This window comes from Methylobacterium sp. P5_C11 (assembly GCF_054049775.1).
The window spans coordinates 58,910-78,690 of record NZ_JBFULS010000021.1; the positions used below are offsets into that span (position 1 = coordinate 58,910).

General features: G+C 69.9%; 13 protein-coding genes and 1 pseudogene. 7 read left to right on the forward strand and 7 right to left on the reverse strand.

What is annotated here, in order from left to right; all coding sequences use genetic code 11:
* Nucleotides 1-22 precede the first annotated feature (22 nt).
* Nucleotides 23-235: pseudogene (locus ACXJKQ_RS13500) on the forward strand (DUF1348 family protein); the annotation flags it as partial.
* 80 nt (nucleotides 236-315) lie between these two features.
* Nucleotides 316-1,206, forward strand: a complete 891-nt coding sequence (locus ACXJKQ_RS13505) for a LysR family transcriptional regulator (protein ID WP_457106248.1) — start codon at nucleotides 316-318, stop codon at nucleotides 1,204-1,206.
* Between the two features lie 52 nt (nucleotides 1,207-1,258).
* On the opposite strand, the gene ACXJKQ_RS13510 is transcribed toward ACXJKQ_RS13505, so the two are convergent.
* The 3 genes from ACXJKQ_RS13510 to ACXJKQ_RS13520 form a co-directional block, all read right to left on the reverse strand.
* Entirely contained in the window at nucleotides 1,259-2,557 is a 1,299-nt protein-coding gene (locus ACXJKQ_RS13510; RefSeq protein ID WP_457106249.1) for a cytochrome P450, read from the reverse strand.
* A gap of 57 nt (nucleotides 2,558-2,614) precedes the next feature.
* Nucleotides 2,615-3,754 carry a helix-turn-helix transcriptional regulator gene (locus ACXJKQ_RS13515; protein ID WP_457106250.1) on the reverse strand — a complete coding sequence of 380 codons (1,140 nt, stop codon included), beginning with the start codon at nucleotides 3,752-3,754 and terminating at the stop codon, nucleotides 2,615-2,617.
* 158 nt (nucleotides 3,755-3,912) lie between these two features.
* The gene (locus ACXJKQ_RS13520) at nucleotides 3,913-5,706 is read right to left on the reverse strand and encodes a di-heme-cytochrome C peroxidase (protein ID WP_457106251.1); all 1,794 of its coding nucleotides are present in this window, start codon (nucleotides 5,704-5,706) and stop codon (nucleotides 3,913-3,915) included.
* Nucleotides 5,707-6,098: 392 nt separating this feature from the next.
* Between ACXJKQ_RS13520 and ACXJKQ_RS13525 the strand changes: the two genes are divergently transcribed.
* The 3 genes from ACXJKQ_RS13525 to ACXJKQ_RS13535 all read left to right on the forward strand — a co-directional run bounded on the left by ACXJKQ_RS13525 (nucleotide 6,099) and on the right by ACXJKQ_RS13535 (nucleotide 10,885).
* A complete protein-coding gene (locus ACXJKQ_RS13525; protein WP_457106252.1) occupies nucleotides 6,099-8,903 on the forward strand; it encodes a hypothetical protein in 2,805 nt (934 codons plus the stop codon).
* Nucleotides 8,904-9,170: 267 nt separating this feature from the next.
* Entirely contained in the window at nucleotides 9,171-10,331 is a 1,161-nt protein-coding gene (locus ACXJKQ_RS13530; RefSeq protein WP_457106253.1) for an acyl-CoA dehydrogenase family protein, read from the forward strand.
* Nucleotides 10,328-10,885 (forward strand): cytochrome b, encoded by a 558-nt coding sequence (locus ACXJKQ_RS13535; protein ID WP_457106254.1) that lies wholly within the window; start codon nucleotides 10,328-10,330, stop codon nucleotides 10,883-10,885. Before ACXJKQ_RS13530 ends, ACXJKQ_RS13535 begins: the two co-directional genes overlap by 4 nt.
* Nucleotides 10,886-10,903: 18 nt before the next feature.
* Here the strand turns inward: ACXJKQ_RS13535 and ACXJKQ_RS13540 are convergent, their stop codons facing one another.
* From ACXJKQ_RS13540 to ACXJKQ_RS13555, 4 genes are all read right to left on the reverse strand, one after another.
* A complete protein-coding gene (locus ACXJKQ_RS13540; RefSeq protein WP_457106255.1) occupies nucleotides 10,904-12,394 on the reverse strand; it encodes an HWE histidine kinase domain-containing protein in 1,491 nt (496 codons plus the stop codon).
* A gap of 165 nt (nucleotides 12,395-12,559) precedes the next feature.
* Entirely contained in the window at nucleotides 12,560-15,724 is a 3,165-nt protein-coding gene (locus tag ACXJKQ_RS13545; RefSeq protein WP_457106256.1) for an efflux RND transporter permease subunit, read from the reverse strand.
* Nucleotides 15,717-16,826: an efflux RND transporter periplasmic adaptor subunit gene (locus ACXJKQ_RS13550; protein WP_457106257.1), complete on the reverse strand. Its 1,110-nt coding sequence runs from the start codon at nucleotides 16,824-16,826 to the stop codon at nucleotides 15,717-15,719. Before ACXJKQ_RS13550 ends, ACXJKQ_RS13545 begins: the two co-directional genes overlap by 8 nt.
* A gap of 194 nt (nucleotides 16,827-17,020) precedes the next feature.
* Nucleotides 17,021-17,413, reverse strand: a complete 393-nt coding sequence (locus tag ACXJKQ_RS13555; protein WP_457106276.1) for an exopolysaccharide production protein YjbE — start codon at nucleotides 17,411-17,413, stop codon at nucleotides 17,021-17,023.
* A 463-nt stretch (nucleotides 17,414-17,876) separates the two neighbouring features.
* On the opposite strand from ACXJKQ_RS13555, the gene ACXJKQ_RS13560 reads away from it, so the two are divergent.
* Together ACXJKQ_RS13560 and ACXJKQ_RS13565 are read left to right on the forward strand one after the other, a co-directional pair.
* The gene (locus ACXJKQ_RS13560; protein ID WP_457106258.1) at nucleotides 17,877-18,770 is read left to right on the forward strand and encodes a LysR family transcriptional regulator; all 894 of its coding nucleotides are present in this window, start codon (nucleotides 17,877-17,879) and stop codon (nucleotides 18,768-18,770) included.
* Between the two features lie 165 nt (nucleotides 18,771-18,935).
* Nucleotides 18,936-19,751 (forward strand): putative hydro-lyase, encoded by an 816-nt coding sequence (locus ACXJKQ_RS13565; protein WP_457106259.1) that lies wholly within the window; start codon nucleotides 18,936-18,938, stop codon nucleotides 19,749-19,751.
* Nucleotides 19,752-19,781 lie beyond the last annotated feature (30 nt).

Here is a 19,781-nt window from a genome sequence, read left to right on the forward strand (position 1 = left end):
TCTCCGGACTTCGCCGACCGGGGCGGCGCACTACGCCTATGAAGACCACCACGGCAGCGGGCGCGGGTTTCGGACCTTCGGGACCGAGAACGGGGAATTCGCCGAAGACGGGCTGATGCACAGTCGGCACAGCAGCATCGACGCGTTGCCCGTCGCGGTATCCGACCGCAGATTCCGCTGGCCCCTCGGGCGCCGGCCGGACGATCATCCGGGGCTCAGTCCTCCTGGCTTCTGATCGCGCCCGGTCCGAGGGGGCGAGCAGGCCTCCTCGGGTCTCAGGGGCGTGGCCGGTGCGCGACGGCGAGGAGCGTGGTCATGGATCGTTGGCAGGCGATGCGGGTCTTCGCCAGGGTCGCCGAAACGGCGAGTTTTGCCGAGACGGCCCGCCTGCTGCACATGAGCCCGCCGGCCGTGACGCGCGCCGTGGCCGCCCTCGAGGAGGCCATCGGAGCCCGGCTCCTGATCCGCACGACGCGTTCCGTGAAGCTCACGGAGGCGGGCGGCCGCTACTACGCGGATTGCCGTCGCATCCTGGCCGACATCGCCGAGGCGGAATCGGCGGCGGCCGGCTCCAACGCGACGCCGTCGGGGACACTCGCGGTCACGGCGTCAGTCCTGTTCGGCAAGATGCACGTGCTCCCGATCGTGACCGATTATCTCGATATCCACCCGACGATGTCGGCGCGGACCCTGTTCGTCGACCGGCCGGTGAACATCGTCGAGGAAGGCATCGACGTGGCGATCCGGATCGGCCACCTGACCGATTCCGGCGTCACGGCCGCCCGCGTCGGCTCCGTGCGCCACGTCATCTGCGGCGCGCCGGCCTATTTTGCGCGGCACGGCGTTCCGACGACGCCGGCCGACCTCAAGCGTCACCGGATCGCGATCTCGACCGGCGCCTGGGCCTCGCCGGAATGGCGGTTTGGGGGCGGCGAGCGCGTCGTCGTCCACCCGGCCCTGGAGGGCAACACCAACGAGGTTTCCATCGGCGCCGCCCGGTCGGGCTGGGGGCTTGCGCGGGTACTGCATTATCAGATCGGCCCCGACCTGGAGGACGGGAGGCTCCAGATCGTGCTCTCCGACTACGAAGAGGCGCCCCTTCCGGTCCACGTGCTCTATCCCGAAGGCCGGCACGCACCCGCGAAGGTGCGCACTTTCGTCGACCTGGCGGTATCTCGCCTGCGCGCCAACCGGACGCTGAACTGAGACCCTGCCCGATGCGCCGCCCGGGCGGACCGGATCCGTCGGGTGCGCCGGGTCACGCGTGGGACGGGGCGCCGCCTTGTCCCTGCGGGCCGTAGGCGATCCGGAACGCGGTCGGGAACGGCGTACCCCCGTCCTCGACAGGCCCCTCGGCCCGCAGCCCGTCGCGGAGCAGGATGCGGCGCAGGATCTCGGGGATCATGGCCCCCGCTACGTATCGGCCGAGGCACGCGTGATGCCCGAGGCCGAAATGGAGATAGGCGTGATCCGGCCGGGTCGGATCGAACCGCTCCGGATCCGGGAGCCAGTCGTCATCGAACATCGCGGACAGGCTGAGCGGCAGAACCACCCGCCCCTTCGCGAGCGTGGCCGCATCGGCGGTGCCGCGCCCGAGAACGTGGTCGGTCTCGACCTGGCGGAACATGAAGGCCACGATCGGCGCGAAGCGCAGCGCCTCCCAGACATACCCGTCGAAGGCTGCCGAACCGGCCGCTGCGGCCGCGCGCGCCGCCTCCAGCACGGCGGGCCGCCGCAGGAGTTCGGCCAGGGCGTTCACCACGGCTTCCGAGGTGGTCTCGATGGCGCCGATCAGCAGCCCGCCGACATTGATCACCACGCGGTCCATGCCGAAGCCCGCCGCCGCCGGCAGGTGCAGCCGGAGCAGCCGGGTCAGGACATCGTCGGGCAGATCGGCGCCCGCCTCGATGGCCGCGACACGGGCCGGGATGAGGGACGCGAACGCCGCGCGCATCTCCTCGCGGGCGCGCGCCGCTTCCGTCTGGATCGCATCGGCGTCGGGCCGCTGGTCGAAGGGCAGGTTGTTGAACTGGTCGAACTGGTTCGCGTAGGACCAGCGCAGCAGGTCGGCGTCGGGGGCCGAGAAGCCGAAGACCTGCTGGACGATCCGCAGGGGCGCCTGGCGCGAAATCGTCGCCACGACGTCGGTCGCGCCGCCTCCGGCATCGAGGGCCGCATCGGTGATGGCACCCGCGAGCGCGCGGATCCGGGCGAGGTCGTCCCAGGCCATCACGGCGCGCATCACCGCCTTGTCGCGGTAATTCACCTCGGTCTCGTCGAGGGCCAGCATGAACGCGCCCATCTTGGGCCTGTAGAGCGCCACCGAGAAGACACGCGGCAGGGACAGGATTTCGGCGACCGCGACGCGGCGGGCGACCAGGACGACCGCGCCGCAATCGAGGACCGGCCGACGCGCCCGGAGTTGCGCGAAGAACGGTCGCGGCGCCTGCCGGATCCAGGCACGCGCGAGCGGCCAGCGTTCCGGCATGGGCAGCGCCTCCAGATCGTCCAGGCAGGGCGCATCGTGGCGGAGGTCATCCGGAACGGCCGAATCCATGCGAATCCTCCATGCGGCCGTGGCTCGGCCCCGGATGGGCCGGCCGGTCGTCGGCCGTCAGTTCAGGGAGATGTCCAGGCCCTCGCGCAGGCGCGCCACGAGTTCGCCCTGCCGGTGCGTCTCCGTCTTCGCGAAGAGAGCCCGCAGTTGCGTCCGGACGGTCGAGATCGCGATGCCGCGATCCCGGGCGTGGGCGTCGAGGGAGCGCCCCGAGGCCACGGCGTTGGCGAGGTGCGCCTCGGCTCCCGTGAGCCCGAACAGGCGCTGGAGACGGATGGTGGCGCCATCCTGGGCCTTGGCCGCACCGGTGCGGATCACGACCGCGAGTTCCGCCTTCACCCGGCTGCCCGTACCGGTTGGACGCCTGGACAGCGGGTGCAGCGAGACCCGATACGGCGTTCCGGTCTCGCCGCAGGTGATCGCGATGGGCTCGGCCTGTGTGATGGTGACGTCGCCGCTCGCGGCGGCCAGGGCCTCGCTGGCGGCACGCGCGAATCGTCGGGAGCACTGGCCGTCCTTGAGGACGAGGCTGCCCTTGTCGAGGGACAGGCCGGTCCGCGTCTGCGCCAGCGTCTCGGCGGCGCGGTTGGCGTGGGCGACGCGCAGTCGGGAATCGGTCAGGATCACCGCAGCATCGAGCAGATCGAGGGCCGAGGCGAGATCGGAGGAGCGCTCGGACGCCTGCCGCAGCAGCGCATAGAATTCGAAAGCCCGGCGCAGGTGCGGGACGAGCATCGCTAGCCGCCGCACCTCTCCGGACCGGAACGGTCCCGCCTCCTCGTCACGCATGGCCGCCAGCGTCGCCATGACGTCGGCCTCCCGGGCGAAGTAGGTCACGAGGCTGTGCTCGATCCCGAAGGGACGAACGACCTCCTTGAACAGCGCGGTCTCGCGGAACTGCGCCGGATCGACCCCCTCCTCCGCGCGGATGACCTTCCCCTGATTGGAGAGGATGTAGGGGAGACGCGGATCCTCCGTGGCGTGGCGGTAGAGGAAGGTGCGATAGGCCGACCGGTCGAAACCGGATACGGCCCACATGGGCTTGCGCGACCCGTCGAGGCTGAAGACGGCGAGCTGTCCGACCCGGCCGCCGACGAAATCCGTCAGATCCTCGAGAAGGGCGGACCATTCTTCCGGCTGGCCGACGCGGTCGTAGATGGATCCGACAAGATGCGAATAGGCTTCGAGATCCTGCATCGCCGTGCTCCACGAAAAGGGATGGTGCGGACGCGAACCAAGCTCGCCGCAGCGGGCTCCTTGCCGATGGTCCGGGGTCACCGGACCTCAAAGAACGTTACAATCGACGACAAACGAATACGCGCGTCGAAAGTAATTAAGGCGATATTGCCGCGCTTCTACAGCATGCGCAAGTATTCCAGCAGCTGGCGGCGCTGCATACCGTCGAGCCGGTCGGTTCCGTAGGCGGGACCCTCATGGCCGCGGTTGGAATTGCCCGGCAGGGTGGTGTCGAACAGGAACGGTCCGAGATCGGAGCGGAAACCGATCCGCTCCTCGTCGAGGATACGGCTGCCGACACGGAATGCCTCGGAGCGCTGGTCGGCCGGCAGGAGGATTTCATACAGGTTCGGCACCGAGCCGTTGTGGAGAAACGGCCCCGTCGCCCAGATCCCGTCGAGGGGACGCGCCTTGTAGACAAGGGGATCGCGATCCGTCCGCTTGGCCAGGAAGGTGGCGACGAGCCCCTTGCCGCCGTCGGTCGAGACGTCGTTGAGCAGCACGTTGCGCGATTCGGCCGCCGCGGCGCCCCGCTTGAGCAGCTGATCGACGATGGCGGCCTGACCCGGGCCGATTCCGGACGGGTCCGACGCCCGGTCGAGGGGAGCCAGGATGGCGCCCGCCACGATCGCCGCGACAAGGTCGAGGCTGCGTGTCTCGGCCGGGAGCGGCGGTGTCGTCGCCAGGAACGGCATCCGGACGCCTTCCAGGATGCCCGTCCGCGCGCGCCGCGACGCCGCGTTGACCGCCATCGTCGGGTCGGTCCCGATCTCGGCCAGGGGCGTCAGGACCACCGACTGGACCCGATCCGCACCCGTACGCGCGATCGCGTGGCAGGACAGGCAGAGCTGGTCGTAGAGGACCTTGCCGGCGGCGGCATCCTGTCTCTGCGCGTCGGTCCGCGGGGCGATCCGTTCCGGCCAAGCCGGAGCCGTCAGGCTGCCGAGCTGGCTTTCGATCCGCAGGAGGTTGACCCGGTCCGCCGAGGTGTCGAACCACAGCGGCGGGAGGGTCGGCTCGCGGATCTCGACGGCGGCGAAGACGCCGAGCACCTCGCCGACGTTGCGGCCCAGTCGCTCGACGGCGAGACTGTTGGGGGCGGACCCGTTCCACTGCACCCGGTCGTGCCAGGAGGTGTCCCACAGAAAGGGATAGCTGACGGGCGCGTTCGGCTCGGCAACGTTCCCGGGCTCGTGCAGGTCGATGCCGGTCGCGCGGTTGAAGATCATCCCGAAGGCATCGAGACGGGCCGGTCCCCAGGAGACTGCCGGACGGCTGGTCGCCACGTAGCTCGAGAACCCCTGGGCGAACCGGGCGAGGCTGGCGCGCAGGCGACGGCGATCGGCCTCCGCCTGGCTCGGGTCCTGCGCGGACAGCTCCGGCGGGATCACGCGGCCGGCGAAGCGGTCGAACCGGGCCGGCTCGTCGACGGTCTGGGAAACGGCACGGCCGAGTTCCTCGATGAAGGCGAACATGTCGGCGTCCGCCGGACCGCCATCCACCTGGATCGCCTGCCCGCGCAGCTCCACCCGGTTCACGTGGCAGGCGGCGCAGGTCATGCCGATCCACTCGCCACGGTCATCGACGTCCTTGGTGAAGCCGATCGGGAGACCCGTCCGCGGAAGGCCGCGCGCGCCGTCATAGGGATTGGGCAGGTAGCCGAAGCGCGTCAGCCCATCCTCGGCGAACAGGCTTTCGCCGTCCGGGCGTTCCAGCGACATGAACCAGGCATAGGGCATGATCTGCGAGCCCTGGCTCGCGCTGTAGAACCAAGCCCTCTCGTCATCGCTCCAGGATTGCGAAAGGAAGAGAGGGCGCGCGTGCGGCCCCGGCTCACCGGCGCCCGTCCGGGACGCCGCGAGCCCGATGAGCGCCGCCAGCGCGAAGCCGTGTGCGATCCGAGGCCGGGTCACGATCGCATCTCGGGCATGGTCGGGAACCCCGCACCGGTCAGGCTGCGCCGGACCCTGCTTACGGGGCAGCAGAGTCGAACGCGTCCCCCAAATGGATGATGCCAGCAATTCTGATTTCGCAAAACCTCTGATCTTAATGTGATCGTAAAAATTGATTTACAAGCTGATGTCGGCTACGATACTGACATTTTTCTAAAAAATGGCAAATATATCTACATAAAATTGTACGTAATATTGAACGTTTTCGCCGCAATGTGAGTGACGACAATCAAAAATCGATGATCTGCGGGACTTGATTTCGAGACCGGCGGCGAAGTCTCTTGCTGCAGATCTTGAATTCTGTCCCGCGGGGTCAAGCCAGCCCCGGAACGGCGCGTGCGGTCGGAGGAGCCATGGACAGCCAGGACAGGTCCGAACCGCTCGGAGACGCGGCACCACGCAATCTGCCGGTCCTGAGCGCGCAGGCGCTCCCATCCGTGCTCGATACGGAGCGGATGCTCACCGAGGAGCTGGATCACTTCTGCGGACCTTGTCCGGATGGCGACGCGCCGCCCTGGCAGCAGCGGGCTGATGAGGCGCGCCTCACGGCCCTCTGCCTCTCTGGGGGCGGCATCCGCAGCGCCACGTTCTGCCTCGGGGCCGTGCAGGCCCTGGCAACCCGGCGGATGCTGGGCGAATTCCACTACCTCTCGACCGTGTCCGGCGGCGGATTCGCGGGCGGCTGGCTGCAGACGTTCATCCGCCAGTGCGGCAGCCTCGACGAGGCGGAGCGGCGCTTGGCGGAGACCGGCAACGAAGCCTTCGCCAAGCTGCGGCGCTACACGAACTACCTGACGCCGGAAATCGGGCTCCTGTCCCGGGATACGTGGGCCGGCATCGTCCTCTACATCCGGAACACCATCCTCAACTGGCTGATCATCTTCCCGCTGCTGCTGTTCATCCCCCTGGGCTTGCTGGCCTACCGGACCGCCCTCGAGGCGGCGAGCCGAACCCTCCTGTGGCTTCCCCTGGCGCTCGGCAGCGCCGCCCTGCTGCTGGCGACCTTCAGCGCCTGCATCCTGCTGCCGAGCCACCGGCCGCGCGAGGCCGGGCGGACGTCCTACGCCTCACCGGACAGGATTGCGGTCCGCATCCTGGCACCCACGATCCTCTGGGCTCTGGCGCTGCCCTTCACGATCCGGGCGCTCTTCGACGAGCCGCTCCCGATCCCGAATCTGACACTGGGCATCCTGAGCGCCGCGTATGTCGCCGTCCAGGTCGCCGGATACGGCTTCGGGCTCGCGTGGCAGACGCAAAAGGGTCATCCCGGATTGTGGCTCTACAGGCGGAATTTCGGCCCGTGGCTCGCCAGCAGCCTCGTCGCGGCCGCCCTCATCTTCCTGGGCGCCCGCTGGAGCATCGATGGGATCGTGAGCCGCAATCCCGCGCCGTTCGATCCAGCGGCGGTGGGCGTTTCCCAGTTCCTGGCCATCCTGGCGCCGCCGGCCCTGATCGTCGCCCACCTGTTCCAGAGTGTGGTCTTCATCGGATTCCGCCGGAGCGCAGAGCGCGCCGACCTCGACCGCGAATGGGTCGCGCGGGTCGACGGGCAGCTGCTGCTTGCCGCCTTCGGCTGGGCGGCTCTGTGCCTGTGCTGCCTCTACCTGTCGGCCGTCGCCCTCGGTCGCGACGAGGCGGACCTCTCCGGGCTCCTCAGCGCTCTCGTCACCCTCGTCACCGGTCCCCTCGCGGCTTTCCTCGGCAAGCAGGTCTTCGTCCGCGCCCAGTCGCTGACCGCCAAGGGGCGGATGGACGATCTCGTGATGATCGGTCTGAGCGTGATGGCGGCGCTGTTCGGAATCAGCTTGTTTGTGCTCATGGGCTGGTCCCTCGGGCGGCTGCTCGGCGCCGCCTACGCCTGGTGGGGGCCCTGCCTGGCGCCCGCCGCAGTGCGGAGCGGCCCTGATTCCGCCTGTGCCATCAACCCCTACGCGATGATCGTCATCCTCGATCTTGGGGTGGCGGCGGTGCTGGCCGGCGCCGTCCAGCTCTTCGGCCGGGTCAACGTGAACCGCTTCTCGATGCACGGGGTCTATCGCAACCGCCTGACCCGGGCCTTCCTCGGCTCCGCCCGGGCGCACCGGGACGCCGACCCCTTCACGGATTTCGACGAGAGCGACAGCCCGCGGGTGGCCGAACTCGGGACGGGCAAGCGGTTGCTGCCGGTCATCAACATGACCCTCAACCTCACCGACATCCAGCGCACGGAGTGGGCGGAGCGGAAGGCCGCCTCCTTCACGGCGACGCCGTTCGCCTGTGGCGCGGCGATCCTCGACCGCGCCGAGATCCCCCGCGCGCCGGGCCAGCCGGACGGTCCGCGCGGGGCCTTCATCCGCACCACAGACTATGCCGGAATGGAGACGCGCGGCGACCGCGTGAGTGCCGGGAAAGGTCCGCTCCTCGGCGGCGTTCTCACGATCTCCGGCGCGGCGGTCAGTCCCAACTGGGGCTACCATTCCTCGCCCTTGATCGCTTTCCTGATGACGCTCTTCAATGTCCGGCTCGGTGCATGGCTGCCCAACCCCGCCGTCGCGCGGGCGGAGGATCTGCGGCTCGCCAAGCCGAAGAACTCCGTGCTGGCTCTCCTGAGCGAACTTGGCGGCCGCAGCACGGACGTCCGCCAAGCCGTCTACCTGTCGGATGGCGGCCATTTCGACAATCTCGGCCTCTACGAGATGCTGCGCCGGCGCTGCGCCCGCATCGTGGTGATCGACGCCGGCCAGGACGCAAACTGCACGTTCTTCGACCTGGGCAACGTCATCCGGAAAGCGGAGGTCGACGGGCTGGCGAAGGTGCAGATGGGCGAGATGCGCATCCGACCGCGCCCAGCAGCCGAACAGGCCGGCCCGCGGGCACCCGCCCTCGGCTTTGCCCGCGGCACGATCACCTATCCGGGCGCCCGGGATGCCGGCTCGCTGATCTACATCAAGCCGAGCTTCCTCGACGACATCCCCGCGGAGGTGCGCGCCTACGGAGCGACCAGCGCGACCTTCCCGCACGAAAGCACGGCCAATCAGTGGTTCACGGAAAGCCAGTTCGAGAGCTACCGCGCTCTCGGGTTCCATCAGGTCAGCCGGATGTTCGGCTCTCAGCTCACGACAATCTCGGAATGGTCGACCTACCTCGACGGCGAGATCAATCGCCGTCCGTGTACCTGATGGCTGGGGACGGCGGGATGATGGCCGCATTTGGTCGCAGCGCCGGACAGGGAAAGAGTGGTTCAGTCTCAGGTTGATTATGTGAGATCGTCGGCATCCTGTGCGGGCGGCAGGAGGTGGACTCGTGATGGCATCCGACCGATCGACCCTGCGCGATCGCGCGGGATCCGCAGGCTTCGCCCGCGATCGTGACGGCGCGGTGCGCTCGGATCGACGTGCTGCGCGCGTTACCCCGCAGCCGGCCGCGGCCTGACGGGAGACCGGCGCATGGACCAGTGGACCCGCCTCGATCCCATCTACGATTCTGAAGCGGCTGCGCGGACGATCTCCGGCTTGGCGGCGGCACGGGCGACTGCGCATGACCGGGACGACGGGTTCCCGGTGGACGACATCGCCGACCTGGGCCGCCTGGGACTGCTCGCCGCCCCCATTCCGGTCGACCAGGGCGGTGCCGGCCTGGGGACGGAGCCCGGCGCCGCCGCCCTCGCGGAAGTGCTGCGGCTCGTCGGCTACGGCAGCCTCGCGCTCGGGCGGCTCTACGAAGGGCACGTCAACGCGCTCCAGCTCATCGCCCGGCACGCTGCCGCCGGCCAGCGGGCGCGCCTGTTCGCCGATGCGCGCGCCGGTCACCTCTTCGGGGTCTGGAACACGGAACCGGCAGACGGCGGCCTCCGGATCGAGGATCGGCCGGTCGGCGCACGGCTCCAAGGTGTGAAGAGCTTCGCGTCCGGCGCGGGTTACGTTACCCGCGCCGTCGTCACGGCGCGGCATCCGGGCCTGTCCGGCACGCCGATGCTGGTGGTGCCGATCGAGGCCGGCGAACGGGCCGATCTCTCGGCGTGGCGGGCGCAGGGGATGCGCGCCTCCGCCACCGGCACCGTCGACTTCACCGGCCTGCCGTTCGACCCGGACGACGTCCTGGGCGAGCCCGACGCGTACTTCCGTCAGCCGGCCTTCTCGGGTGGCGCATGGCGGTTCGCAGCGGTGCAGGTCGGCGGTCTCGAGGCGGTGTTCGACGCCTGGCGCCTGCACCTGGACCGCCTCGGGCGCGGCGGCGACCCGCATCAGTTGGCGCGGCTCGGCGAGGGCGCGATCGCGGTGGAAGGGGCACGCCTCTGGGTCGAGCGCGGCGCGCGGGTCGCGTCGGACTCCGCGCTGTCGCCCGAGCGGGTGGTCGCCTACATCAACCTGGTCCGCCTCGCGGTCGAGCGGGCCGGTCTCGAGGTCCTGCACTTGGCCCAACGCTCCGTCGGCCTCCAGGGCTTCCTGCGCGGCCATCCGCTCGAGCGGCTCTCGCGGGACCTCGCCACCTACCTCCGCCAGCCTGGACCGGACCAGGCGCTGACGACGGCTGCGTCCGAGATCCTCCAGGCCGGCGGGATGGCGGGGGATCTCTGGAGCGAAGGCACGGCTTGCGCATGTCGATGACGGCGCGCGCAGCCGCGCCGCGCGCCGTCTGGCGCGACACGCCGGATCGGTACGGCCGGATCAGCCGCGGGTTTCACTGGCTGATGGCTCTCCTGTTCACGTGGCAATTCGCCGGCGCCCTGCTTTACGTGACGGTCGGCGACATGGCGCTGACCCGCCTCGTGGGCGGCAGCCACTTCACCCTCGGCTTCACGCTGTTCGTTCTGGTGCTCCTGCGCGGGATCTGGGGATTGGCGAATTTCCGGCGGCGACCGGCGCATCCGGGCCGTGCCGGGCGCGCCGCGGCCGCCGGCCACGGCCTGATCTATGGCCTGATGATCCTGGTCCCGAGTCTCGGCCTGCTGCGCCAATACGGATCCGGCAAACCCTTCACGCCCTACGGCATTCCGCTGATGCCGGCACGTTCGACCAAGATCGACTGGATGATGCTGCCCGCCGACCTCTTCCATTACGGGTTGGGCTTCACGCTGCTGGTCGTCGTTCTCGGGCATGCCGCGATGGCGTTCGTGCACCGCCGGCTCTGGAAGGAGGATGTCCTGGCGCGCATGACGTGAGCGCACGCCGTCGTCCCCTCAGGCCGTGACGGCCTCGGCGACGGAGGGGACCCGGTCCGGCAGCGGCGCATCCAGGGTGAAGACCGCCCCGCTCTGACGGTACTGGATCTCGGCCGTGCCCCCCATCTCCGCCGCCAAGGCCCGCTCGATCAGGCGCGTGCCGAAGCCGCCGCGCGACGGCGCCGTCACGGGCGGCCCGCCGATCTCCTCCCAACGGAACCAGAGATGGGCTGGCTTCGCGCCGTCCACCACGTCCCAGTTGAGGATCACCCGTCCCTTGTCGTTCGAGAGGGCGCCGTACTTCACCGCGTTGGTCGCCAGCTCGTGCAGCGCCATCGTGAAGGCAAGCGTCAGCCGCGGCGTGAGCCACACCTCGGGACCGGTGATCAGGAAGCGCTGGGCCGCGCCGCCGCGAAACGCCTGCAACGTCCCGTCGACGATCACGCCCAGCGTCGCGCCGATCCAGCTCTCGCGGGTCAGAACGTCGTGGGCCGCCGAGAGCGACTGCAGCCGGGCGTCGAGGGTCCGGTGCGCCTCCTCCAGGGATGGGGCGTTGCGCAGGGTCTGGTGCGCGATCGACTGCATGGTCGCCATCGAGTTCTTCACCCGATGGTTGAGTTCGTCGGCAAGCAGGGTCCGATGCTCCTCGACGCGCTTGCGCTCGGTCACATCGATGGACACGCCGGCCATGCTCAGGGGCCGGCCTGCCGCGTCGTAGAAGGCCTGCCCCCGGATCTGGAGCCAGCGCAGCTCGCCCTGCGGGGTACGCGCCCGGTATTCGATGTCGTAATCGCTGCGCTCGTCGATCGAAGTCTGGACCGCCGCCTGCATGCGGGGGCGATCCTCGGGTTCAACCGCGTCGAGCAGGTCCGCGTAGCGGAACGGCTCATCCGCGGCCCGCCCGAAATTCAACTTGCAGGTGTCGGACGCCGTGAGCCGCATGTCGGTGAGGTCGAGGGTCCATGAGCCGAGGCGTCCGGCCTTCAGGATGAAGCGCAGCCGCTCCTCGCTGCGGGTGAGGTCGTGGGTGCGGCGCTCCACCTCCTGCTCCAGCGCGGCGCGATCACGCTGCATCTGCGCGAGCTTCTCCCGCTCTGGCGTCACGTCGTATTGCGAGGCGAAGAAATAGGTCAGCGCGCCGGTTCGGTCGAACACCGGCGCGATCAGGACGCGGTTCCAGAATATCTCGCCGCTCTTCTTGTAGTTCAGAATCTCGATCTCGATCGGCACCCGTCGCTCGACGGCCGACCTGATCTTGTCGACATCGTCCTGGTCGGTTTCGGGTCCCTGCAGGAAGCGGCAGTTCCGGCCGATGATCTCGTGATGCGCGTAGCCGGTGAGCTTCGAGAACGCGGCGTTGACGAAGACGATCGGGTTGTCCGGCTGGCTGGGATCGGTGATCAGCATCGGCATCCGCGTCGCCCGGACGGCGGATACGAACGGATCGGAACTCGCGTCGGTGCGCGCAAACTCCGCTTCGAAGCGGGTGCGTTCCAGCTGGTCCGTCAATGCCTGTCGCCCTTGCCACGACTTGCCGATGGCGGCCCTCGGCCGTCCAACGTCACGTTAACACAGAGGCGTTCGCTTGTGCGCAATCATCTCACGGGCCGATACGCCGCAGGGATAGCCGGAGCGGGTATCGGCGACCGCGAACCGAGATGCCCGGCGGCGCGCTCAGGACCGGATCTCGGTCAATTCCAGATCCGCCGGCTCGGCGCGCCGGAACCGCGCGAATCGCAGCGCCAGGACCGGGAGGATCAGCAGGTTCAGCACCGTCGAGCTGACGAGACCGCCGAGGATCACAAGGGCCATCGGGCCTTCGATCTCGCGGCCGGGCTCCCCGGCGCCGAGGGCCAGCGGCAGCAATCCGAGGCCGGTGACCAGGGAGGTCATCAGGATCGGCACCATCCGGTCCGCGGCGCCCTCGGCCGCCGTGGCGGCGTCCCAGGGGCGCCCGTCCCGGGTCACCATCTGCTCGTAATGCGCGATCATCATCACGCTGTTGCGCAGGGAGATGCCCGACAGGGTCACGAAGCCGACGATCGAGCCGAGCGACAAGACCCCGCCGGTGAGCGCCGCGGCGGCCACGCCGCCCACGAACGCGAAGGGCAGGTTGACCAGCACCAGCAGCAGGTTCGCCGCGGAACCGGTGACGATGGCGAGCAGCACCACGATCCCGAAACCGGCGAGCCCGGCATGGACCAGGAGGTCGCGGCGGGCGGCCGCCTGGGCTTCGGCGGCTCCCGAGAAGGTGACGTAGACCCCCTCGGGCAGCCGCACTTCGCGGGCGATCTTGCGCTTGGCCGCCGCCACGAAACCCGCCACGTCGCGGTTCTCGACGTTGGCGGTCACCGCCTGGACCCGTTGCGCGCCGAGGTGTTGGACCTGGTAGCGGCCGGCGCTCTCATAGACGTCGGCGACCTGGGACAGGCGGACGTAGCGCCCGCCGGAGGTCCGCAGCGGCAGGTCGCCGACCGCGCTGAGCCGGCCGCGCACGCGTTCGTCGAGGATGACCAGCACGTTGAAGACCGCGTTGCCGCGATAGGTCTGACCGACGAGGTCGCCCTGATAGGCGGTGCGCACCGCTTCCAGGACCTCCACCGGATCCAGGCCCCAATGGCGCAGATCCACCGGGCGCAGGGCCACGGTGACCTGCGGCAGCCCGGCCGGCGAGGCCTGCTGGACATCGCGGGCGCCTTTCACCTCCGAGAGTTCCCGCGCCACCGATCGGGCCGCCGCCTCGATTCGGTCGAGGTCGCTGCCGACGACATTGATCACGACCGGCGCGGTAAAGCCCGAGACCGTCTCTTCGATCCGCTCGGTGAGGAAGGTCTTGAGGGAGAAAGCCGCCCCCGGGAAGCCGGCGATCAGCTGCCGGATGCCCGCCTCGACCCTGCGCTGGTCGGCCCCGTCGAGGCCGGCATCGAGATCGATGTGGATCTCGCTGTAGTGCGGACCCGCGGTGTCCTCGGCGGCTTCGGCCCGCCCGATCTGCGCCGCTACGGCGCGCACACCCGGAATCCCCTTCAGGTCGGCGGTGATCAACCCGCCGAGCCGTTGCGATTCCTGCAGGGAGGTGCCGGGGACGGCCACCATGTGCAGGATCATGTGCCCTTCCTTGAGGTCGGGGAGGAACACGGCACCGAGGGTCGGCAGGATCGCGGCTCCGGCGAGCGTCACCAGCAGGCTTCCGGCCATGGCGAACCGTGGCGCCCGGCCGATCCCGGCGAGCAGCCCGAGGTAAGCCGCGCGGCTCCAGCGCACCACCGGCGGGTCGCGCGGGACGGCGCCGTCGCCGCGCGCCGTCCGGCCGCCGAGGAGCAGGAGCGCCAGGGCCGGCGTGACCGTGAGCGCCACGAGGAGCGAGGCGACCACCGCCGCGATGTAGGCCAGCGCCAGCGGACCGAACAGGCGGCCGGCCACGCCGGTGAGCGCCAGGACGGGCAGGAACATGAGGATCACGGCGAGCGTCGCGTAGGCGACCGAGGTCCGGACCTCCAACATCGCGGCCAGGACCACGCGGGGCGCACTGCGGCCACCGGTCCGCGCCTCTCGTAGCCGGCGCGCGACGTTCTCGACGCCGATGACCGCGTCGTCGACCACCTCGCCGATGGCCAGGGCCAGCCCACCGAGGGTCATCGTGTTGAGGCTCTCGCCCCAGGCCTGGAGGGCGAGCGCGGCGGCGATCAGCGAGAGCGGGATCGCCGTCGCGCTGATCAGCGCGGCTCGCCAGTCTGCCAGGAAGACGAGGAGCACGACCACCACGAGAACGCCGCCCAGCGCGAGCGCCTGCATGACGTTGCCGGTGGCGACGTCCACGAAGTTCGCCGGCCGGAACAGGTCGGTGCGCAGGGTCGCGCCCTCCCGGTTCAGGACCGGGCGCAACTCGTCCAGCGCGGCCTCGAGCCGGGCCGTCACCGCGCGGGTATCGACCCCGACCTGGGCACCGACCATCAGCAGGACGCCGGGCTTTCCATCCACGAGCGCCGCACTGATCGCGGGCTCGGGGGCGGCCGTGACGGTGGCCACGTCCGAGAGGACCACGCTCGCCCCGCCGTCGTTGTGAAGCACGATCCGGCCCAGCGCCTCCGGGGTAAGGGATTGACCCTCGGTTCGGAGCAGCACCCGCTGGTTCGGCGTGTCGACGAAGCCCGCCCCCCGCACGCCGGTTCCCTTCCGAGCGGCGGCCAGCACGTCGTTGAGGCCGATCTGGAACCGGATCAGGTCGTCGGGGCGGACCTGGACCTGCAGCGCGCGAACGCCGCCGCCGTAGATCGAGACCTGCGCGATGCCCGGCACCGCCTGAAGCCGCCGGCGCACGGTCCATTCCGCCAGCTGACGCAGATCCATGGCGTCGCGGGTGTCGGAAGTCAGCCCGACGAGAAGCACGGTGAGCGTCGAGGAGGTCAGCGGGGTCATGGCGGGCGCCGCAACCCCGTCCGGCATGCGGCCGGCGAGGGCCGCGAGCCGCTCGTTGACCCGCTGGCGCACCCGGTCGACGTCGCTGCCGGGCTGGAACGCCGCAGTGATCACCGACAAGCCCTGGATCGAGGTGGAGCGCAGGGTCTCCAGCCCCGGCAGGCCGCCGACCGCAACCTCGACGGGCTGCGTGACCAGAACCTCGACCTGCTCCGAATCCAGGCCGGTCGCCTCGGTCTGGATCGTCACGGTCGGGGGTGCAAATTCGGGAAAGACGTCGTAGCGAGCCCCCGCGAGGGCGTAGAGGCCGAAGACCACCAGGGCGCAGGCCAGGGCCAGGACGACTCGCGGCAAGCGGACGGCGAAGCCGACGAGGGCGGCCTGCGGACCGCCGCGGCCAAACGCGGACGGCTCAGTCATCGTCGTCGCCCACGACGCGGATACGGCTCTTCATCTCCTCGGAGAGCAGGGCCTGGCCGCCCCGCAGCACGATCTCGCCCCCGTCCGGCAGATCCTCGACCACGAAGGCGTCGGCCGACATCGGGGCGTCCGGCCGGACCGGGTGGCGCACGAAGGCGCCGTCGCCGATCCCCCGATACACCCAGGTTCCGCCCTCCGCGTGGACGACGGCGTCTTCCGGCACGAGGATGCCCTTCACGTCGCGCGGCGCGGGCAGAAATGCCATCGTGCTGGTTCCGGGCAGGAGACCGCTGTCGCCGGAGACGAGGTAGAAGAAGCTCTGCCCCTGGATGCGTGGATCGGTCCGCGTCGCTGCCGAGACCAGGCGCAGGGCGACCCGCTCGCTCTGGGGTGGCACTTCCGCGAAGGCGGCCTGCGGCGCCTCGGGGAGAGATTCCCCGGGCGGCAGCGTGACCTGCACGAGGAAATCGGCCCGTTCGATCAGGCGCGTCACCAGCGGCGTGCGCTCGATGATCGCCTTGCCGAGCACAGTCCCCCATTCCTGGCGCGCGGTGGCGGCGAGGGTGCGCAACTGTGAATCCGCCACCGTCACGGCCGCCTGATCGGTGAGGAGCGTGCCTTCGGCGGTCTCGATCTGCGCCACCGCCACGACGCCGGCGCCGAGATTCCGAGCCCGGCGCGCGGCGCTGGCCGAGACCTCGACCCGGGCGCGGGCGGCCTGGAGCGCCGCGACGGCGCCGGCGTAGCTATTGGTCAGGTCGGTGATGCGGGCGAGGTCGAGGACGCTGCCGTAGGCGGTCAACTCCTGGCGATGGCGCACCGCCGGGCGCGTCTCGACGACAAGCCCGATCCGCGCGCGCTCCGGCGCCGCGAGCCGCACCAGTGTGCGCCCGTCCTCGACAGCGGTACGGGATGCTGCAGGCGGCGCCGGAGCGCTCGAGCCCCGAGACCGCTCCGGTATCAGCGCCGCGACCCGCGTCTGCAGACCGGCGAGGACGGACGCCGATTCAGCACGCAGGCGCGCGCCGGGCGGCGTGGCGGCAAGGCAGGCGGCTGCGAGCAGCACCCCCCCGATGAGCAGCAGCGCCCGGCGCCCACTCACGTCGCGTTCCTTCCCCGACACCGATTGCCGAATCTACCCGGTTTCGGTGCCAGATACACGCGATCGCGGCCAGCTCAAACGGACTGGAGCCGGGGCGGACACGCGTTTCCGGATGCGAGGCGTATGGAACACAAAAGCCCGCCTCGATGCGACGAGGCGGGCTTCCTGAGGGCGAGGATCGTGCGGCGCGCGGATCAGCAGCCGTCGTTCGATGCCGGGGCCGTCTGACGGTCGGCGGCAGCCTTGTTCATGGCTCCCACCGTGCCGGGCGAGGCCGGCTGCTGACCACCGGCGAGGTTCGCGGCGGCCGGATCAGTCGACTTCGATCCCGTGTTGGTCTGCGCCTGCTGATCTGCGGTCTGAACGGCGCCCGCGTTGTTCATGGCGCCGACCGTGCCGGGCGAAGCCGGCTGCTGACCACCAGCCAGATTCTTGCTCGACTTGTCGACATCGGAGCTGCTGGGGTTCGACGCCTGCTGATCTGGGGTCTTCGATTTCGTGGTTCCGGTGCTGCACGGGGCAGCGAGAGCGGGACCGGCAACGAGGGCCAGAAGCGCGACTGCGCCGGTCAAACGTGAGACCTTCATTAAGCGTTCCTCCAGTACTGTACGATGATTCAAATGCCAAATCGTCCCTGGAGTTCCGGCGCGAATACCTAGACTTTCAAAAAGACCGGTGCCGATCCGGCTATTTTCCCGGCGATCGACGCGATCGCGACCCGCGATAACGGACCGTTCTTGAAGGCGATGATGCGGCCACGTCGTCCCCGCCGCGCGCATCGGATGCGGCATCTTAACTCGGGCAGCACCGACGGAGAGAGGTCGCCATCCGCCGGCCTGATCAGCCCTGCCCTGGAGCCCGCCATCCCCGTCATGGCGGCATCGGCCCGGTCGCCCGAAACGCCGGTGCTGGAATCGTCCCGCGGAAGCGCCGTGCGGGGTCCCGATCCCGGGTCGTCCCCGGATCCTGACCGCTGTGCCGACACCTTGCACTCCGACGCGGCCCAGCGCGATATGACCGGGCACGGCGGCGGATCGGGACGATCGCAGGATGGCGGATTTCCGCAGCTTGGAGGTGTTCTACTGGGTCGCGAAACTCTCCAGCTTCCGCCGCGCCAGCGAGAAGGTGAACACCACCCAGCCGGCGGTCTCTCAACGGATCGCAGCCCTGGAGCATGAGTACGGGACGCTGTTCGAGCGCCGCAGCCGAGACGTCGCGCTGACGGAGCGGGGGCGCCTGCTCCTCGGCTTCGCGGAGCGGTTCCTGGCGCTCCAGACCGAGATGAGCGCGGCCCTGCATGAGACCGGCCGGACGCGGGGCACCCTGCGGCTCGGCGTCTCCGAGACGATCGTCCACCTGTGGCTGTCCCGCTTCATCGAGCGCATGCGCGCCGCCCATCCCGGGATCGGCGTCGACATCACGGTCGACATCTCGCCGAACATGCAGGCCGCCCTCGTCGCCGACGAGATCGACCTCGCCCTCCTCGTCGGCCCGATCACCCTGCCGAGCTTCGCCAACCGTCCGTTGTTCAGCACCCCCGTCGCGTGGGTCGCCGCGCCGGGCCTGCTGCCGGGCGACGAGCCCCTCAGCCTCGGCGCGCTCCTGCACCATCCGCTCATCACCTACCCGCGCAACACCAGCCCGTACGTCGAGCTGCGCGACCTCGTCCTGCAGGAGAACCTCCTGCCGAGCCAGATCCACACCAGCGCCTCGCTCGCCACCATCGTGAAGATGGGCATCGAGGGCCTCGGGATCTGCGTGATCCCGCCGGCGGCGGTCGAGGCCGAACTCCGTGCCGGCACCCTGCGCATCCTGCCGGCCGAGCCGAGGCTCTCGGACCTGACCTTCACGGCGATGCACACGAAGCGGGCGGCTCACCACTTCGTGGCGGATGCGGCCCGTCTAGCCCAGGACGTCGCCGAAACCTGGGCCGCCGGCCGATAAGACGGGTTTATCGCGCCCCATTCGCAATCACGATTGGCGTGCCCCGCGGCGCGATGGGATCGTTGCCGCCGGACATGAATCGCTGAAGCGATCGGGATGTTGCGGAATCCGGGGGGCCGACGCGGCCGGCCCGGCGCTCCACGACCAGCCAGGGAGATCGATGCGGTGAGCCAGAACCTGGGCGCCGACGGCGCGCCACCTGACTTCGCCGACGCGGCGGACGCGCGGCGCGCGATCCGCGAGGGTCGGTTCCGGGGCCACACCTCAGGACTCGTCCCCGCCCATGCACAGGGCAACCTGATGATCCTGCCGCGGGCCATGGCGGAGGATTTCCACCGCTTCTGCCAGCAGAACCCGAAGCCCTGCCCGATCCTCGGCGTCTCGCAGCCCGGCGCCCGGTCGCTCCCGACGCTCGGGACCGATCTCGACCTCGCCACTGACGTCTCCGGCTACCGCGTCTACGAGGGCGGCGCGCTCGTGGCGGAGCTGCCCGACCTGACCGGCGTGTGGCGGGACGACCTCGTCACCTTCGTCCTGGGTTGCTCCTTCTCGTTCGAGGCCGCGCTGATCGAGGCGGGAATCCCGCTCCGACACGTCGCCCTCGGCCGCAACGTCGCGATGTACCGGACCTCGATCGAGACCCGACCGTCGGGACCGTTCCACGGCCCGCTCGTCGTCTCCATGCGGCCGATGAAGGCGGCCGACGCCATCAAGGCCGTGCAGGTGACGGCCCGGATGCCGGCGGTCCACGGGGCGCCGGTCCATCTCGGCGACCCGGGGTTGATCGGCATCCGCGACATCGCGCGGCCGGATTTCGGCGACCCCGTCCCGATCGAGCCGGATGAGCTCCCGGTCTTCTGGGCCTGCGGTGTCACGCCTCAGGCGGTGGCGATGGCGGCGCGGCTGCCGCTCTGCATCACCCACGCGCCCGGTCACATGCTGATCACCGACCTCCTCAACCGCGACCTGCCGTTCCTGTGACCCCCCCGGCCGCGTGACGGCCCGTTCGCA